14 protein-coding genes are annotated in these 13,594 nt (G+C 45.8%); 6 read left to right on the forward strand and 8 right to left on the reverse strand.

Going from position 1 to position 13,594, the window contains the following annotated elements; all coding sequences use genetic code 11:
* Window positions 1-6 precede the first annotated feature (6 nt).
* The 4 genes from P8S55_RS10125 to P8S55_RS10140 are packed head-to-tail and all read left to right on the forward strand — an operon-like array spanning window position 7 to window position 1,919.
* A complete protein-coding gene (locus P8S55_RS10125; protein WP_289224087.1) occupies window positions 7-627 on the forward strand; it encodes a septation protein A in 621 nt (206 codons plus the stop codon).
* The gene (locus tag P8S55_RS10130; RefSeq protein ID WP_289224088.1) at window positions 627-917 is read left to right on the forward strand and encodes a YciI family protein; all 291 of its coding nucleotides are present in this window, start codon (window positions 627-629) and stop codon (window positions 915-917) included. The genes P8S55_RS10125 and P8S55_RS10130 overlap by 1 nt, the downstream gene beginning before the upstream one ends.
* A gap of 43 nt (window positions 918-960) precedes the next feature.
* On the forward strand, window positions 961-1,422 hold the full coding sequence (gene lexA, locus P8S55_RS10135; protein WP_289224089.1) for a transcriptional repressor LexA: 462 nt from the start codon (window positions 961-963) through the stop codon (window positions 1,420-1,422).
* The gene (locus P8S55_RS10140) at window positions 1,419-1,919 is read left to right on the forward strand and encodes an asparaginase domain-containing protein (RefSeq protein ID WP_289224090.1); all 501 of its coding nucleotides are present in this window, start codon (window positions 1,419-1,421) and stop codon (window positions 1,917-1,919) included. The genes lexA and P8S55_RS10140 overlap by 4 nt, the downstream gene beginning before the upstream one ends.
* A 262-nt stretch (window positions 1,920-2,181) precedes the next feature.
* Here P8S55_RS10140 and P8S55_RS10145 read toward each other — a convergent pair whose 3' ends face one another.
* The 6 genes from P8S55_RS10145 to P8S55_RS10170 are packed head-to-tail and all read right to left on the reverse strand — an operon-like array spanning window position 2,182 to window position 9,680.
* A complete protein-coding gene (locus P8S55_RS10145; protein ID WP_289224091.1) occupies window positions 2,182-2,310 on the reverse strand; it encodes a hypothetical protein in 129 nt (42 codons plus the stop codon).
* Between the two features lies 1 nt (window position 2,311).
* The gene (gene yjgA / locus P8S55_RS10150) at window positions 2,312-2,857 is read right to left on the reverse strand and encodes a ribosome biogenesis factor YjgA (RefSeq protein ID WP_289224092.1); all 546 of its coding nucleotides are present in this window, start codon (window positions 2,855-2,857) and stop codon (window positions 2,312-2,314) included.
* Window positions 2,850-4,883, reverse strand: a complete 2,034-nt coding sequence (ligA, locus tag P8S55_RS10155) for an NAD-dependent DNA ligase LigA (protein ID WP_289224093.1) — start codon at window positions 4,881-4,883, stop codon at window positions 2,850-2,852. The genes yjgA and ligA overlap by 8 nt, the downstream gene beginning before the upstream one ends.
* Window positions 4,884-4,897: 14 nt before the next feature.
* Window positions 4,898-5,839, reverse strand: a complete 942-nt coding sequence (locus P8S55_RS10160) for a cell division protein ZipA C-terminal FtsZ-binding domain-containing protein (protein WP_289224094.1) — start codon at window positions 5,837-5,839, stop codon at window positions 4,898-4,900.
* Between the two features lie 5 nt (window positions 5,840-5,844).
* On the reverse strand, window positions 5,845-9,327 hold the full coding sequence (smc, locus tag P8S55_RS10165) for a chromosome segregation protein SMC (RefSeq protein WP_289224095.1): 3,483 nt from the start codon (window positions 9,325-9,327) through the stop codon (window positions 5,845-5,847).
* Window positions 9,318-9,680 (reverse strand): hypothetical protein, encoded by a 363-nt coding sequence (locus P8S55_RS10170; protein ID WP_289224096.1) that lies wholly within the window; start codon window positions 9,678-9,680, stop codon window positions 9,318-9,320. The genes smc and P8S55_RS10170 overlap by 10 nt, the downstream gene beginning before the upstream one ends.
* Window positions 9,681-9,755: 75 nt before the next feature.
* Between P8S55_RS10170 and P8S55_RS10175 the strand changes: the two genes are divergently transcribed.
* Complete coding sequence (locus P8S55_RS10175; protein ID WP_289224097.1) at window positions 9,756-11,072, forward strand: FGGY-family carbohydrate kinase; 1,317 nt, start codon at window positions 9,756-9,758, stop codon at window positions 11,070-11,072.
* Window positions 11,050-11,394: a HopJ type III effector protein gene (locus tag P8S55_RS10180; RefSeq protein WP_289224098.1), complete on the forward strand. Its 345-nt coding sequence runs from the start codon at window positions 11,050-11,052 to the stop codon at window positions 11,392-11,394. Before P8S55_RS10175 ends, P8S55_RS10180 begins: the two co-directional genes overlap by 23 nt.
* Window positions 11,395-11,425: 31 nt before the next feature.
* Here the strand turns inward: P8S55_RS10180 and dapB are convergent, their stop codons facing one another.
* Complete coding sequence (gene dapB / locus P8S55_RS10185) at window positions 11,426-12,238, reverse strand: 4-hydroxy-tetrahydrodipicolinate reductase (protein ID WP_289224099.1); 813 nt, start codon at window positions 12,236-12,238, stop codon at window positions 11,426-11,428.
* Window positions 12,239-12,256: 18 nt separating this feature from the next.
* Window positions 12,257-13,426: a molecular chaperone DnaJ gene (gene dnaJ, locus P8S55_RS10190; RefSeq protein ID WP_289224100.1), complete on the reverse strand. Its 1,170-nt coding sequence runs from the start codon at window positions 13,424-13,426 to the stop codon at window positions 12,257-12,259.
* Window positions 13,427-13,594 lie beyond the last annotated feature (168 nt).

Raw genomic sequence — 13,594 nt, forward strand, 5'->3', positions numbered from 1 at the left:
AAAACTATGAAACTTTTATTCGATTTATTTCCCGTTATCCTATTTTTTATCGCTTACAAAATGTATGACATCTATGTTGCCACCGGCGTCGCGATTGTCGCCACGGTTTTCCAGGTGAGCTATCTGTATGCGCGCTATAAAAAAGTAGAAAAAATCCACCTTATTACACTTGCGCTTATTGTCGTTCTGGGCGGCGCGACCATTATTTTACAAGATGAAGCCTTTATCGCTTGGAAACCCACTATCGTCAACTGGGGCTTTGCGTTAGTGTTTTTGGCCAGTCATTATGTATTTGGCAACAAGCCGATTGTGCGTCGCATGATGGAGTCAATGATCCAATTGCCTGATCAAGTCTGGGTGCGTTTGAGTTATCTTTGGATAGGCTTTTTTGTATTCTCAGGGCTAATCAACCTATGGGTTTACTATAATTTTTCATTGGATGCTTGGGTTAACTTCAAACTATTTGGCTTAATGGGATTAACCTTTGTATTTATTTTGATTCAAGGGGTTTATATCAGTCGCTACACCAAAGAAGCGGATGAAAATGAAATCGAAACCACATCAGTAGCTGAACAGCCTCAAACCCTTGATGCCACTAACCCACAGAACAAACCGGAGAAGTCTTAATGCTTTTTTCTATCTTTGCTTATGATGTTGAAAACAGTTTAGCCTTACGAATCCAAGCCCGCCCAGCGCATCTAGCGCGTTTAGAGGTGTTGGATCAAGCGGGCCGATTAGTGATAGCCGGCCCCAATCCCAATATAGAAGGGGATGAATTTAGCGGCAGTTTAATTGTTGCTGAATTTGACAGCTTAGAGGAAGCCGATTTATGGGCCAGTGAAGATCCCTATCTCTCCGCTGGGGTTTACGACCGTGTTGAGGTTAAACCCTTTAAACAGGTATTTCCTAAAACCTAATTGACTAAAACCAATAAAACTAATACAGGCTATGAGGTGAATAATGGCTAATGTCGCTTATCTGATTCCAAAAAGACAACAAAAACTGCAATTACAACACACCGACCCATTAGAAATGTTGGATGTTGATTTTGTTGAAATTCCGTTATTAGGATGGACTGCCGCAGGGATGCCGATTCAAATGGAAATGGACTATGACACGGTATCCGTTCCCAAACCGCTCGCTCAAAAAGAAACCTTTGCCTTAAGAGTTAAAGGCAACTCGATGATTGATGAACATATTGCGGATGGCGATATTGTGATTATTGAGCGTCGCAATTCGGCTGAAAACGGTGAATCGGTAGTGGTGCGCATTAACAATGAAGAAGTCACCATGAAAAAACTCTATGTAGAACCTACAGGTGTTCGGCTTCAACCCGCTAACCCTGATATGAACCCCATTATTCTTAAAAACGAAGATATTGAAATCTTAGGTATAGTGCGAGGCATTTTACGTCAATCATGAAACCTAACCCTATTGCCTTGCTTGCTTGCGGCGGCACCCTTGATAAAGACTACCATCCCCTAACGGGAGAACTGGTACTTGAACAAAGTTTTTTGCCCACAATGCTTAAACAAGCCAATCATCAACTCACTCTACGCTTGCAAACGGTAATGCTCAAAGACAGCCGCGACATGACCGATCAAGACCGTGATCACTTGTACCAGGCCTGCTTGGCCGCCCAGGAAACAGCTATTATCATCACACATGGTACGGATACCATGACGGATACCGCTGAATACTTGGCCCGCCATTACACTGAACTCAAGGGTAAAACGCTCATCTTAACCGGTGCAATGCGCCCTTTTCGTCTAGGCGAATCTGATGGTTTATTTAACCTAGGCTGTGCGACTATGGCGGTTCAATTGACGCAGCCGGGCGTTTACATAGCGATGAACGGTCAACTTTTCACCGCCGGACAGGTGAAAAAAAACCGTCAACTCGGTGTATTTTCCGACTAATTCTTCGCTAACCTAGAGATCTGATCATGCCTGTTGTGTTGGCTTATTTTGCGGTTATTGCCCACCGGCTCGAACGCACTAATCTGGGCCATGACACCTATTGCAACCGGATTAGTGATCTACTTTTTACTCGGCAACGAGCGCCTTTCTTTAAGCAAAGGGGTTAGCCTGAGCCTTTTAGGCTTGGTTGCCTTGTTTTTAGCGCGCATCATAACAACAGAAAATAAGAACCTCATCTAAGGCTAAAAGGACTTAACTCGGTTTAAAAAGGGCGGCGGCCACGTCCTCTTACACCACCTGGCATTTTTTTACCTGTAGCTTTACGAAAAAACTTGGATATCAACGTCATAATCATTCGACGAACTATCATTTGAATCATTCTATTTTGCATACTACCACTCCAACCCTCTTAAATATTGAAAAATTGCCCGTGCCGATTTCGGTGGCTTTTCTTGCTCAACTTCTTTTTGCGCATTGCGAATATGCTGGCGCAATAGCGTTCGATCAGCCTGAGGAAAATCTTCAAGCAACGCATTGAGCGCCTCATCGCCTTCGGCCAATAAACGATCCCGCCAGCGTTCAAGTTTCTGGAAGTGTAAATTTTGTTGCTTAGCCCGCTCTTCCATTTCTTCAATTCGACCACGAAGCTCGGCCAGCTCTTGCTCGTGCTGGCGTAACCATTTACCAATAAATTGACGCTGACGACGAATGGCCGGGCCAGCATCCATGCGTTTATAAAGTAATAATGCATCCAACAACTCAGGATGTAAAGCCATTTTTTTAAGTTGGTTTTCACTTAGCTCGCCCAAAGCACTGCCAATATCCGTTACTTCTTGAGCCGCTAGTTTAATATCCGTTCGACTACTAAACGCTTCCTGCTCCCACTCTGGCACCGGTTTTTTTCGGGTTCCCCGATTTACATTACGCGGTCTAACCATGCGCATGTTCTCCTAATAATTCAATAAATTCTGCTTCAGTTAAAATCGTTATGCCTAAGTCTTGCGCCTTATTCAGCTTTGAGCCTGCCTTTTCACCCGCAATCAGATAATCTGTTTTGGCGGAAATGGAACCCGATACCTTAGCCCCTAACCCTTCAAGCTCCACTTTTGCCTGCTCACGTGTCATCTGCTGTAAACTCCCAGTAAGCACGCAGGTTTTACCACTAAAAATCGAGTCCAAGGTATCAGATGGCCGCTCTATGGCTGGCCAATGCAGCCCAGCCGCCAAAAGCCCGTCTATCACCTCTTGGTTGTGCGCTTGGGCAAAAAATTGGCTAATATGCTGCGCGACAATTTCACCAACATCAGGAACGAGAACAAGCTGGTCAACATTCGCCTGTTGAATAGCTTCAAGACTTGTAAAATATTTGGCTAATTGTTTGGCCGTTACCTCACCCACTTCAGGTATCCCGAGGGAATAAATAAAACGCGGCAAACTGGTCGCTTTCGAGGCCTCAATCGCATCAATCAGGTTTTTTGCTGACTGGGTCGCCATACGTTCTAATTTCGCTACTGACTCAATATCGAGGCGGTAAAAATCATCCGGATGCTCAACCAGGCCTGCTTCTACCAGTTGATTAATCAACTTTTCACCCAGACCTTGAATGTCCATCGCCTTACGCGAAACAAAATGAGCCAAGGCACGCTTACGTTGCGCAGGACAATACAAACCACCTGTGCAGAAATAAACGGCTTTGTCCGCTTCTCTAACCACATCTGAACCACATTCTGGGCAGTGTTCGGGCATCATAAAAACCGAGGTATCATCGGTTCGTTGACTTAATACAGGCCCCAAAACTTCAGGAATGACATCCCCCGCTCGTCGTACAATCACGGTATCACCGATACGCACATCTTTACGCTGAATCTCATCTAAATTATGTAGCGTAGCATTCGACACCATGACGCCACCAACCCATACAGGCGTTAAACGTGCGACCGGCGTTAAAGCGCCCGTTCGTCCCACCTGGATATCTATCGCCAATAATTGAGTCCAAACCTCTTGCGCTGGAAACTTACGTGCTATAGCCCAACGTGGAAACTTCGAGGTAAAACCCAATTGAGCTTGCCAGTCGAGTCGATCCAATTTATACACAATACCATCAATCTCATAATCAAGCTGATCGCGTAAACCAACTAGATATTGATAGTAATCAACCAAGCCTGCCTGTCCAATCACGACCTTGGATAACGAATTGGTTGGCAAGCCCCAGTCTTTTAAGTTAGCCAACATTTCACTATAGTGGGTGGGTATCTTAAACTCACTGCTTAGCTCTCCCCAGCCATAGCAAAAAAAACTCAACGGACGTTTAGCGGTAATACCTGGGTCAAGTTGGCGCAAACTCCCCGCTGCGGCATTACGCGGATTCGCAAAGGGTTTATCACTGCTTTCTAACTGACTCTGGTTTATTTTTCCCAAGGCCGCTTTGCTCATAAACACTTCGCCACGCACTTCTAACACCGCTGGCCAATTCAGGCCACGCAGTTTTAACGGAATGGAACGAATCGTGCGAACATTGTGTGTGACGTCTTCACCGACCTCACCATCGCCGCGGGTTGCGGCTTGAACCAAAAGCCCCTGCTCATAACGTAAATTAACCGCTAACCCATCCATTTTAGGCTCTGCCGCATAGGCGAGTGTCAAGGCTTGTGGATCACCAATACGGCTTTGAATCCGACGGTCAAACTCGACCAATTCTTCATCACTAAACGCATTATCCAAAGACAACATCGACACCTTGTGCACGACTTCTTGGAATCCTGCCTTGACTTTACCGCCGACGCGTTGGGTAGGGGAATCTGGAGAGACGATTTCAGGATGACACTGTTCAAGCTCAAGTAGTTGACGATAAAGCGCATCATATTGGGCATCGGATATACTTGGCGCATCAAGCACATAATAAGCATAGTTATGTGCATCAAGCTGTTGACGGAGTTGAGCGGCCTGCTCAGAAATAGGTAACATTAGGTTAGGTTAGGTTAATGCAATTTTTTTGATTCATAATTTAACGCCGCTTCGCGCATAGATTGGATATCTGACTCACGCAATAAATGACGTTGCATATCGTACATTCGACCTTCAAGCGATTGTGAAATCCGACGAGCTGTCATAATGAGTTCCTCCATCGCACCAGGAGCCGGAATTGAGCTAGGCAATTCTAATATCAATGCAATCCCGGGGGTTTTCATGCTTTCATCTGGCTCAGGAGGAAATAAACCTGGCTCCATGACATTCGCTACTTTAACAATAGTTCGGTTAGCGGCTTTTTTTACATAGATACCCCGTTCATCATAAACCAAGCCGACACCTTGCAAATGGGTCATCAGTTTATTCACCGACATATCAACCTGAGTAAATAATACTAGAATCGCATAAATCTGTGGTTCTTGGCTGCTCGCTCTTGGGCTAACAGAACGTTTTTCTGACGTCGTTGCTGATGACGTTGAGTTATAGCTACCCGTAAAGCGCTTATCAACTAGCTCCAGATCATCAATTTCCAATACCTTATGTTGCGGGCTAGGAGAGGACTCAGCTGGCTTAGGTTGGTATTGTTTAGGTTGGTGTTGAGTTTGCTCCTCTGCGGTCGGAGTGGGTTCAAATGGATAGACTTCAGGCAGGGGCTCTTCCCATTTAAGCAACTGCTGACGACTTTCAAAGTCGAGTTCTTCTTGCGTTTTACCCGCCATAGCCTCGTTTTTAACTAACGGAGCATTATTAACGGACTCGCCAGTTGATTGATCCTGGGTTGCTGAAAAACCCTTGGCAAACTTTTGTTTTAGTCTGTCGCTAGGGCTTTGGCGTGAAGCGCTTCGCTCACTCCCGTCTGACTTGTTTCGTTGATTACGTTGACGACTAAAGAAATATAAGCCCACGACGACTATCACTGCAAACACCAGCAAAACCTGCTGTAACTCATTCATAAATCCTAATCTCCTATCATTTCAACGGCCGCATCCAAATCCACACTGACCAAACGCGACACGCCAGGCTCATGCATAGTAACACCGACTAAGTGCTTAGCTAAAGCCATAGTCGTTTTATTGTGGGTAATAAATATGAATTGTACCTTTTCTGATAGGCTCCTGACTAGCCCACAGAAGCGAATAACATTAGAATCATCCAGCGGTGCATCCACCTCATCCAAGATACAAAAGGGGGCTGGCTTGAGTTCAAAGATAGCAAAAATCAATGCTAAAGCGGACAGGGTCTTTTCACCTCCAGATAAAAGCTGTATTCGACTGTTGCGTTTACCGGGTGGGCGCGCCATCACCATTACACCGCCTTCTAACGGATCCTGAGCCGGATCAAGCCAAGACAAACTCGCTTCGCCTCCACGAAACAAGGAGGGGAACAACCGATTAAATCCTTGATTAACGTGTTCAAAGGTGTCCACTAAACGAGTACGACTATCCTGATCAATATGCGCAATCGCCTGCTCTAAAACCTCAATCGACTGTACCAGGTCATCAAGTTGTTTATTAAGCTCATTTAATTTGGCGGTTATTTGCTCAAACTCTTCAATCGCAGTCATGTTCACAGCCCCTAGCCGGTTGAGATGTAATTTCACCTGCTTGAGTTCGGCTTCTACCTGCTCAATGGGTTGGTCATCCAACCGTAGCTGCGCTAATTGATAAAAAGACAAGCCCTGGGCTTCCACTGTCTTTTGTAACTGATGTATCTGTTGTTGAATCGCTTGTAATTGAATTTGATGGGTCACCAAATGCTGCTCTGATAAATGGTGCTGCTGCTGCGCCTCTTCCGCTTGCTTCTCTGCGTTTTCAGCCGCTGACTTGAGTGTTTGAAATGCGTGCTTTCGTGTTTCTCGCACCTTGTGCATGTTATCGCGTTGTTCAATTAACTGGACCAATGTCTGTTGATCAACCGGTTCAGCTTGAGATAAATGGCGCTCGATTAATGCCGACTGAAGCTGATCTTGTTTGAGCTGTTGTTGAAGTTGTTGTACTTGAAAGTGCAACTGCTGTTTGGCTTGTTGTTGCTGATGGCGCTGTTGATCCAAACGCTGATATTGGTTTTCTAAGCGCTCACGCTCACGTTCAATTGGCATAAGCAAACTGAGTGTTCTGCTCAAGGCTTGGCTCGCCTGCTCTTCTTGCTCATCAAGCTGTTCAAGTTGTTCATTTAACGCCTCTTGCTCAAGCTGCCAATCAGTTTGCTGTTGCGCTGCTTTTTGCTGGCGCTCTAGCAGCTGGTCAATACGGTGCTGACTCGCCTGGTGCTTTAACTGCCAGGCCTGCTTAATTTGCTGAGCATGCTCAATTTGATCACCTAAACGCTGTGCCTGTCGTTGTATCTCTTGACGCTGTTCGCTAAGCGCCAACAGACTATTTTCAATAGGGGTCAAGTCCGCTAAAAGCGCACCAGACTCATGATTAATACTTTTAACTTCACCTTCCAAGTTATTGATTTTTTTTGATAAAAAACCTATCCTTTCTTGCCGCTCCAAGCTGCCCGTCAAATTAGACCCTAAAGGTGGCATGCATAGATAATCTGAATAAAGCACACCATGCTGATCAATTAACCAGGCCTGCTTATCCGTTAACAAACGCAGATCGAGCAATTGTTGCTCGATGGATTTTTCCGTGTTTCGGATATAGATATCACGCGCTAGAAAACGAATTAACGCTGGCTGATGAATTTGGGCGGCTAGACTCTGTGGATGAGCTTCAAACGCTGGCGGGTTCCAGCCAAGCAAGCCTAGCTCACCAACAGGTGTTATGTCTGACCAGGATTTTGCTTCTTGCAATAACCAGCCTTGTAAACGCTCACCCAACCAAGCCTCCACCGCTGTCTGCCATGTTTTTGTCACCGCGAGTTGCGATATCAAAGGCTGTGCGTTTAACTCAGAGACGACTGAACGACGCTCCCCATCTGATACCAAACGCTGTTGCACTTTTTCCAACGACTGATATTCCGCACGATCAGCCATTAACTGCGCCTGATGGGTTTGATAGGTTTCTTTTAACTGAGATAGGGTTTCTTTTAAGCTATCCTTTTGCACGCTAAGCTCAGCCATCTGTTTTTCGGTCGCTAAAATCTGATCGTCCAACTGATTCTTTTGCGTCTCCATGGACTCACAACGCGCCCACTCCTCCTCCAAAGCAGCTTGTGCGGCATGTTGAGTCATTAACTCGCGTTGCTCAGCAAGATGTTCGAGGTTTTGTTCAATCGATTTAAGCTGTTGCAACGCATCTTTAAAAGCTTGTTCGACTTGTTGAGCACGAAGTTGATGTCTTTGTAAAACCTGCTCTTGTTGCGTTTTCTGTTGGATTAATGATGACCAAGACGCATCGAGTGCTTCCAATTGCTCGCTTAGCCTATCCACCTGCTCTTCCATCGCTTCACCATCCAAAACCAGCTCGGTTAGCTGCTGGTTTAACTCATCTAGCTGGGCTTGGTGCATCGTGATTTGCTGTTGATTTAATTCACGCTGATCCAGCCATTGCTGGCTTTGTTGGCCACTAAAATGCTGCTGCTGTTCCAGTTTATCAACCTGCTTATCCAATTGATGATACTCAGCATCAAGCTGCTCAAGCTCCGTTTGCAAATTCGCAAACTCTTGTCTAAGCAAAAGCCAGGTTTTTTGCTGTTGATCCCAGTTTGACTTTGAATCAGCAAAGGCACGCTCAGCCATGCGTAAATCGGATTGAGTCCGTGTTTGCTGCTGGTGAAGTGCGTGCCATTGCTGATAGTAGAGGGTTTTTTCTAATGCCTGTAAACGCTGGGTTGCTTGACGATGATCACGTGCTTTTTCAGCTTGAATTTCAAGATGCTCAGCCTGCTCGATAAGCGCATCTTGAAGTACATTTAATTGCGCCAGATTTTCACCGGTTCGGTTAAGACGAACTAACGTTTCTTTTCGCCTTGAACGATAAGGCCCAATACCGGCCACTTCTTCCAAATAAATTCGCATATCTTCAGGTTTGGCTTCGATAATACGACTAATATTACCCTGACCAATCAAGGCATAACTACGTGGCCCTAACCCTGTGCCGTTAAATAAGTCAATAATGTCACGGCGGCGGCAGGCCTGCTGATTAAGAAAGTAGCGTGTACCCTCTTCGCGATGGTGCACACGTTTAACTGAAATTTCACTGTAACTGGCATAGGCACCGCCTGCCATACCCGATTCATTGTCAAATAATAATTCAACCGAACACTGACTGACCGCTTTGCGTTTATCGCTGCCATTAAACAATACATCGTTCATGTCACCACCACGTAGCTCGCGGGCAGAGCTTTCACCCATCACCCAGCGTACCGCATCGAGCGTATTCGATTTACCACAACCATTCGGACCAACAACCCCCACCAGCTCACTGGGCAGCACTAACTTTATCGGCTCTACAAACGATTTAAACCCTGCAATTTTTATCAGTTTTAAGCGCATGCGTATTGATTCGACTTTAGCTTAATTTGCAGACGCTTTTTAGCAGTGGCAATCAACACCCTGTAAATCAACCCATTGTTTTTACCAAAGGTCGCTAAAGCCCATTCAAACTCATAAGGGTAACTTGTTTCATCCTGATGGTTTTTAAATCGTTGATTTACACGTCGTTGACCTGCCTGCACACCCTGCTCATCCGTTTTAGGCGAAACAATGACAAATAGTTGATCGTTTATATAAAAAAAGCTATCCGCTTTAGGTGTCTCTTCACAACATTGACTGACAAAAACCAAGGCCATTAACAGTGCCAGCACTAGGCGTTTGCTCAATAGGGTGGAAAAAGAAGCCTGTTTCATGTTTAAGTCCATTCGCATCACCAAATAACTATAAAATAACCCTAGTCATTCGAAAAGATTTTATAAAGGTGGATCGTGATTCAACATTTTACCGCATTAGGCATCGATTTAGGTACCTCTGGGCTACGCTTATCCCTAGTAAAAAAACGCTTATCCACTCCAGATTCAACCGCTGATGAGATACTCACTGAAATTTCATCTAACTTTCCAATGCCGGTTAAGCAAGGTTTAAGAAGCGAACAAAGCGTTGAGCACTGGCAACAAGCCTTGGAACAATGCTTTAAACAACTGGCTCAAACTGGCTTAGCGACCAAGATTGACGGCATCATCGCCGATGCCACCTCCTCTAGCATCCTGCTAATGGACGCAAGGGGTCAAGCGATCAGCCCAGCGCTCATGTACGATGATAAACGCGCCCAGATCCAGGCCGAAAAACTTTGCCCTATTCTTGCTCACCACTCGGCAGCCCATGGCGCCAGCAGCAGCTTAGCCAAAGCCATATGGCTAGCAGAAAACTACAAGGGATCAGACGGGCGACTCGTGCATCAAATTGATTGGCTTAACTATCAACTATGCGGTCATTTTTGCGCCACTGACGAAAATAATTTATTAAAACTAGGCTACGACTCTATCAACCAGGCCTGGCCGAACGCGATTCAACAATGCCTGCCTTTTCCGCTGCCCACAGTCGTTGCAGCGGGTACACTGATTGGCCAAGTAAGCCAACAGCTTCAAACACGCTGGGGATTTCGCCCAGACTGTAAGGTGTTTGCTGGCACTACTGATAGCATTGCGGCCTTTTTAGCCTCGGGCGCATCAGAGATCGGTGACGGGGTCAGCGCACTCGGCTCAACCTTGGCGATTAAACTTTTAAGCCCAACGCCCTTGTTCGCCCCCGAATATGGCATCTACAGTCACAAATTAAAAAATCAGTGGCTTGTGGGCGGTGCATCCAACACAGGAGGAGCCGTTTTATTGCATTACTTTTCGCTGGATGAAATCAAGGCACGGGTGCCGCAAATCAATATTCATCGACCTACGGGATTGAAATGCTATCCCCTTATCCGACCCGGTGAACGTTTTCCTATTGCAGACCCAAATCACCCCCCCATCATTCCAACAGGATTAGACGACATTAAACTCTTGCAGGCACTCATTGAAGGGTTGGTTGAGGTTGAAGTTTGTGCCTACGACAAATTGGCCGAACTCGGCGCACCGAGAATAAAACGCCTATTTGGTGTGGGAGGTGGTAGCCAAAACCAGGCCTGGTCAGACTTGCGCGCGCAGCGTTTACCCGCTAAACTCGTGACACCTTTTAGCCAGTCTGCTGCTTATGGCGTCACACGACTTATTAACTTGGAGACCCTAAATGACAATTCAACAATTAATTGAACAACTTAACCAAGCACCTGTTAACTTTAGCGATGTAATCGCCTGTATTGAAGCACACTATGTCTTTACGCCCTGCGCCTTTAAAAATGGCGACAGCTACAATCACGCCAATACCAATAATGGCTCGTGCAAAATCTTTGGCTTTGGCAAACTTAATCACTTATCAGAGCAAGCAACACTGAATGCATTTGGTGACTTTTACACCCAAGACGTGGTTAAAAACCCTGATGGCGACGATCATCAGAACATCCGTAACTTTATCAAGTTTGGCTGGCAAGGCATCGAGTTTGAAGCTCAGCCATTAATGCTAAAGCGGGCTTAATGCAAAAACCGGTATTTAACCGGTTTTTAATTTAACGCAGACTCAACACATCCTGCATATCGTAGAGACCATTAGGCTGGTCTTTTAACCATTGACAGGCACGCACCGCACCCTTTGCAAACGTCATACGGCTTGAAGCTTTATGGGTAATTTCAACCCGCTCACCAATCCCGGCAAACATCACCGTATGATCACCCACAATATCGCCAGCGCGTACCGTAGCAAAACCAATGGTATTCGGATCACGCTCACCGGTATTCCCCTCACGGCCATACAAAGCACAGGTTTTTAAATCACGCCCCAGCGTTTGTGCCACCACTTCGGCCATTCTTAATGCAGTACCAGATGGCGCATCAATTTTGTGACGGTGATGGGCTTCTAGCACCTCAATGTCAAAGCCTTCATTTAACACTTCAGCCGCTATTTTCAATAACTTAAGGGTTAAAGTGACACCTACACTCATATTGGGCGCAAACACCACAGGAATTTTGCTCGCTGCATCATCAATGGCAAGCAGGCCTGCTTGATCAAACCCCGTTGTACCAATCACAATTCGTTTATTCTCTTGCACACATAAACCTAATGCCTGCAACGTAACTTCAGGGCGCGTAAAGTCAATCAACACATCAAAGTCATCAACAACTTGTGCTAAATTATCGACCACGCTCACTCCCAAGGTACCCACACCCGCCAGTTCGCCCGCATCCGCGCCCACTAAACTCGAGCCGGGTCGTTCAACCGCAGCGCCTAAGACCAAACCTGGCGTATTTACCGTGGCTTCAATTAAATGCTTGCCCATTCGGCCCGATGCGCCTAGCACACCAATGCGTAATCCATCATTCACTTGATTTCCCCTTCTAAATTATGAGTTCCACGGGTCTTTTTTGTCTTTAGACTTTTCATCAGTTTTATCATCATCCCCAATAAAAAAGGCTTTAACCGTATCAAAAAATGAATGTGATTTTGGACTATGATGATGCGCTTGTTTACCCTGCAGACTTTCATCAAAGGCTTTTAACAGCTCTTTTTGTTCGCTAGTTAGATTCACTGGTGTTTCAATATTCACCTGACAAATCAAATCGCCTACGCGTGAAGACCGTACCGACTTAACGCCCTTGCCCGATAACTTAAAGCGTTGCCCAGATTGGGTACCTGCAGGGATTTTTAACCGTGCTTTACCGTTCAGCGTAGGCACTTCCATTTCGCCACCTAAGGTAGCGGTTACAAAAGACACGGGTAACTCACAAAACAAGATATCGCCATCACGCTCAAAAATAGCATGGGACTTCACACGCATACGGACATACAAATTACCTCGCGGCGCACCTGGCTCACCCATTCCGCCTTCACCCTGTAAACGAATACGATCGCCATTGTCAACCCCAGCCGGAATTTTAACCGACAGAGTTTTATGTTTGGTAACGCTACCACGACCATTACATTTATTACAAGATGATTTGATTATCTTGCCACGCCCATGACAGGTTGGACAGGTACGTGCGACCGAGAAAAAGCCCTGCTGAATACGAACTTGACCCTCGCCACCGCAAGTTGGACAAGTTTGCGCAGAAGTGCCTGGCTCTGCACCCGAACCATGACAGGCATCACAATCTTCTTCACGTGGAATACGAATATCTACTTCAGCACCATTGACGGCATCTTCAAGTGAGATTTCCAAGTCATACTGCATATCGTCACCCGCTTGCGGGCCACGACGGCTAAAGCCACCGCCAAAGATATCACCGAAAACATCACCAAATGCATCACCAAAACCTGCACCACCGCCAAAGCCTCCCCCTTGGTTGCCCTCAACACCCGCGTGACCAAACTGGTCATAGGCTGCACGTTTTTTAGCATCCGATAGGACTTCATAAGCTTGCGTGGCTTCTTTAAACTTGTGATCTGCATCGGGATCATCAGGGTTACGATCTGGATGGAACTTCATCGCTAACTTGCGATAGGCTTTTTTAATTTCTGCCTCGGAGGCGGTTTTCGCTACCGACAGTATTTCGTAATAATCACGCTTGCTCATAATTCGACACATTTATCCTTAAAAAACTCGGATAAGCAACCAGGCCTGGTTGTTTATCCGAACTTTTTGGTTTCTTGATTGATTAGGTTATCAAATCAATTTGTTCTTAAAATAGAACAGCGACCTAATGAAAACAATCTCCATTAAGTCGCTGCTTATTCACTTTAC

The sequence above is a fragment of the Thiomicrospira sp. R3 genome, assembly GCF_029581415.1.
GTDB lineage: Bacteria > Pseudomonadota > Gammaproteobacteria > Thiomicrospirales > Thiomicrospiraceae > Thiomicrospira.

Excerpts from the sequence above, each read along its gene's own strand:
- P8S55_RS10125 (WP_289224087.1), top strand. The coding sequence starts at position 7 with ATGAAACTTTTATTCGATTTATTTCCCGTTATCCTATTTTTTATCGCT.
- P8S55_RS10130 (WP_289224088.1), top strand. The coding sequence starts at position 627 with ATGCTTTTTTCTATCTTTGCTTATGATGTTGAAAACAGTTTAGCCTTA.
- lexA (WP_289224089.1), top strand. The coding sequence starts at position 961 with ATGGCTAATGTCGCTTATCTGATTCCAAAAAGACAACAAAAACTGCAA.
- P8S55_RS10140 (WP_289224090.1), top strand. The coding sequence starts at position 1,419 with ATGAAACCTAACCCTATTGCCTTGCTTGCTTGCGGCGGCACCCTTGAT.
- P8S55_RS10145 (WP_289224091.1), bottom strand. The coding sequence starts at position 2,310 with ATGCAAAATAGAATGATTCAAATGATAGTTCGTCGAATGATTATGACG.
- yjgA (WP_289224092.1), bottom strand. The coding sequence starts at position 2,857 with ATGGTTAGACCGCGTAATGTAAATCGGGGAACCCGAAAAAAACCGGTG.
- ligA (WP_289224093.1), bottom strand. The coding sequence starts at position 4,883 with ATGTTACCTATTTCTGAGCAGGCCGCTCAACTCCGTCAACAGCTTGAT.
- P8S55_RS10160 (WP_289224094.1), bottom strand. The coding sequence starts at position 5,839 with ATGAATGAGTTACAGCAGGTTTTGCTGGTGTTTGCAGTGATAGTCGTC.
- smc (WP_289224095.1), bottom strand. The coding sequence starts at position 9,327 with ATGCGCTTAAAACTGATAAAAATTGCAGGGTTTAAATCGTTTGTAGAG.
- P8S55_RS10170 (WP_289224096.1), bottom strand. The coding sequence starts at position 9,680 with ATGAAACAGGCTTCTTTTTCCACCCTATTGAGCAAACGCCTAGTGCTG.
- P8S55_RS10180 (WP_289224098.1), top strand. The coding sequence starts at position 11,050 with ATGACAATTCAACAATTAATTGAACAACTTAACCAAGCACCTGTTAAC.
- dnaJ (WP_289224100.1), bottom strand. The coding sequence starts at position 13,426 with ATGAGCAAGCGTGATTATTACGAAATACTGTCGGTAGCGAAAACCGCC.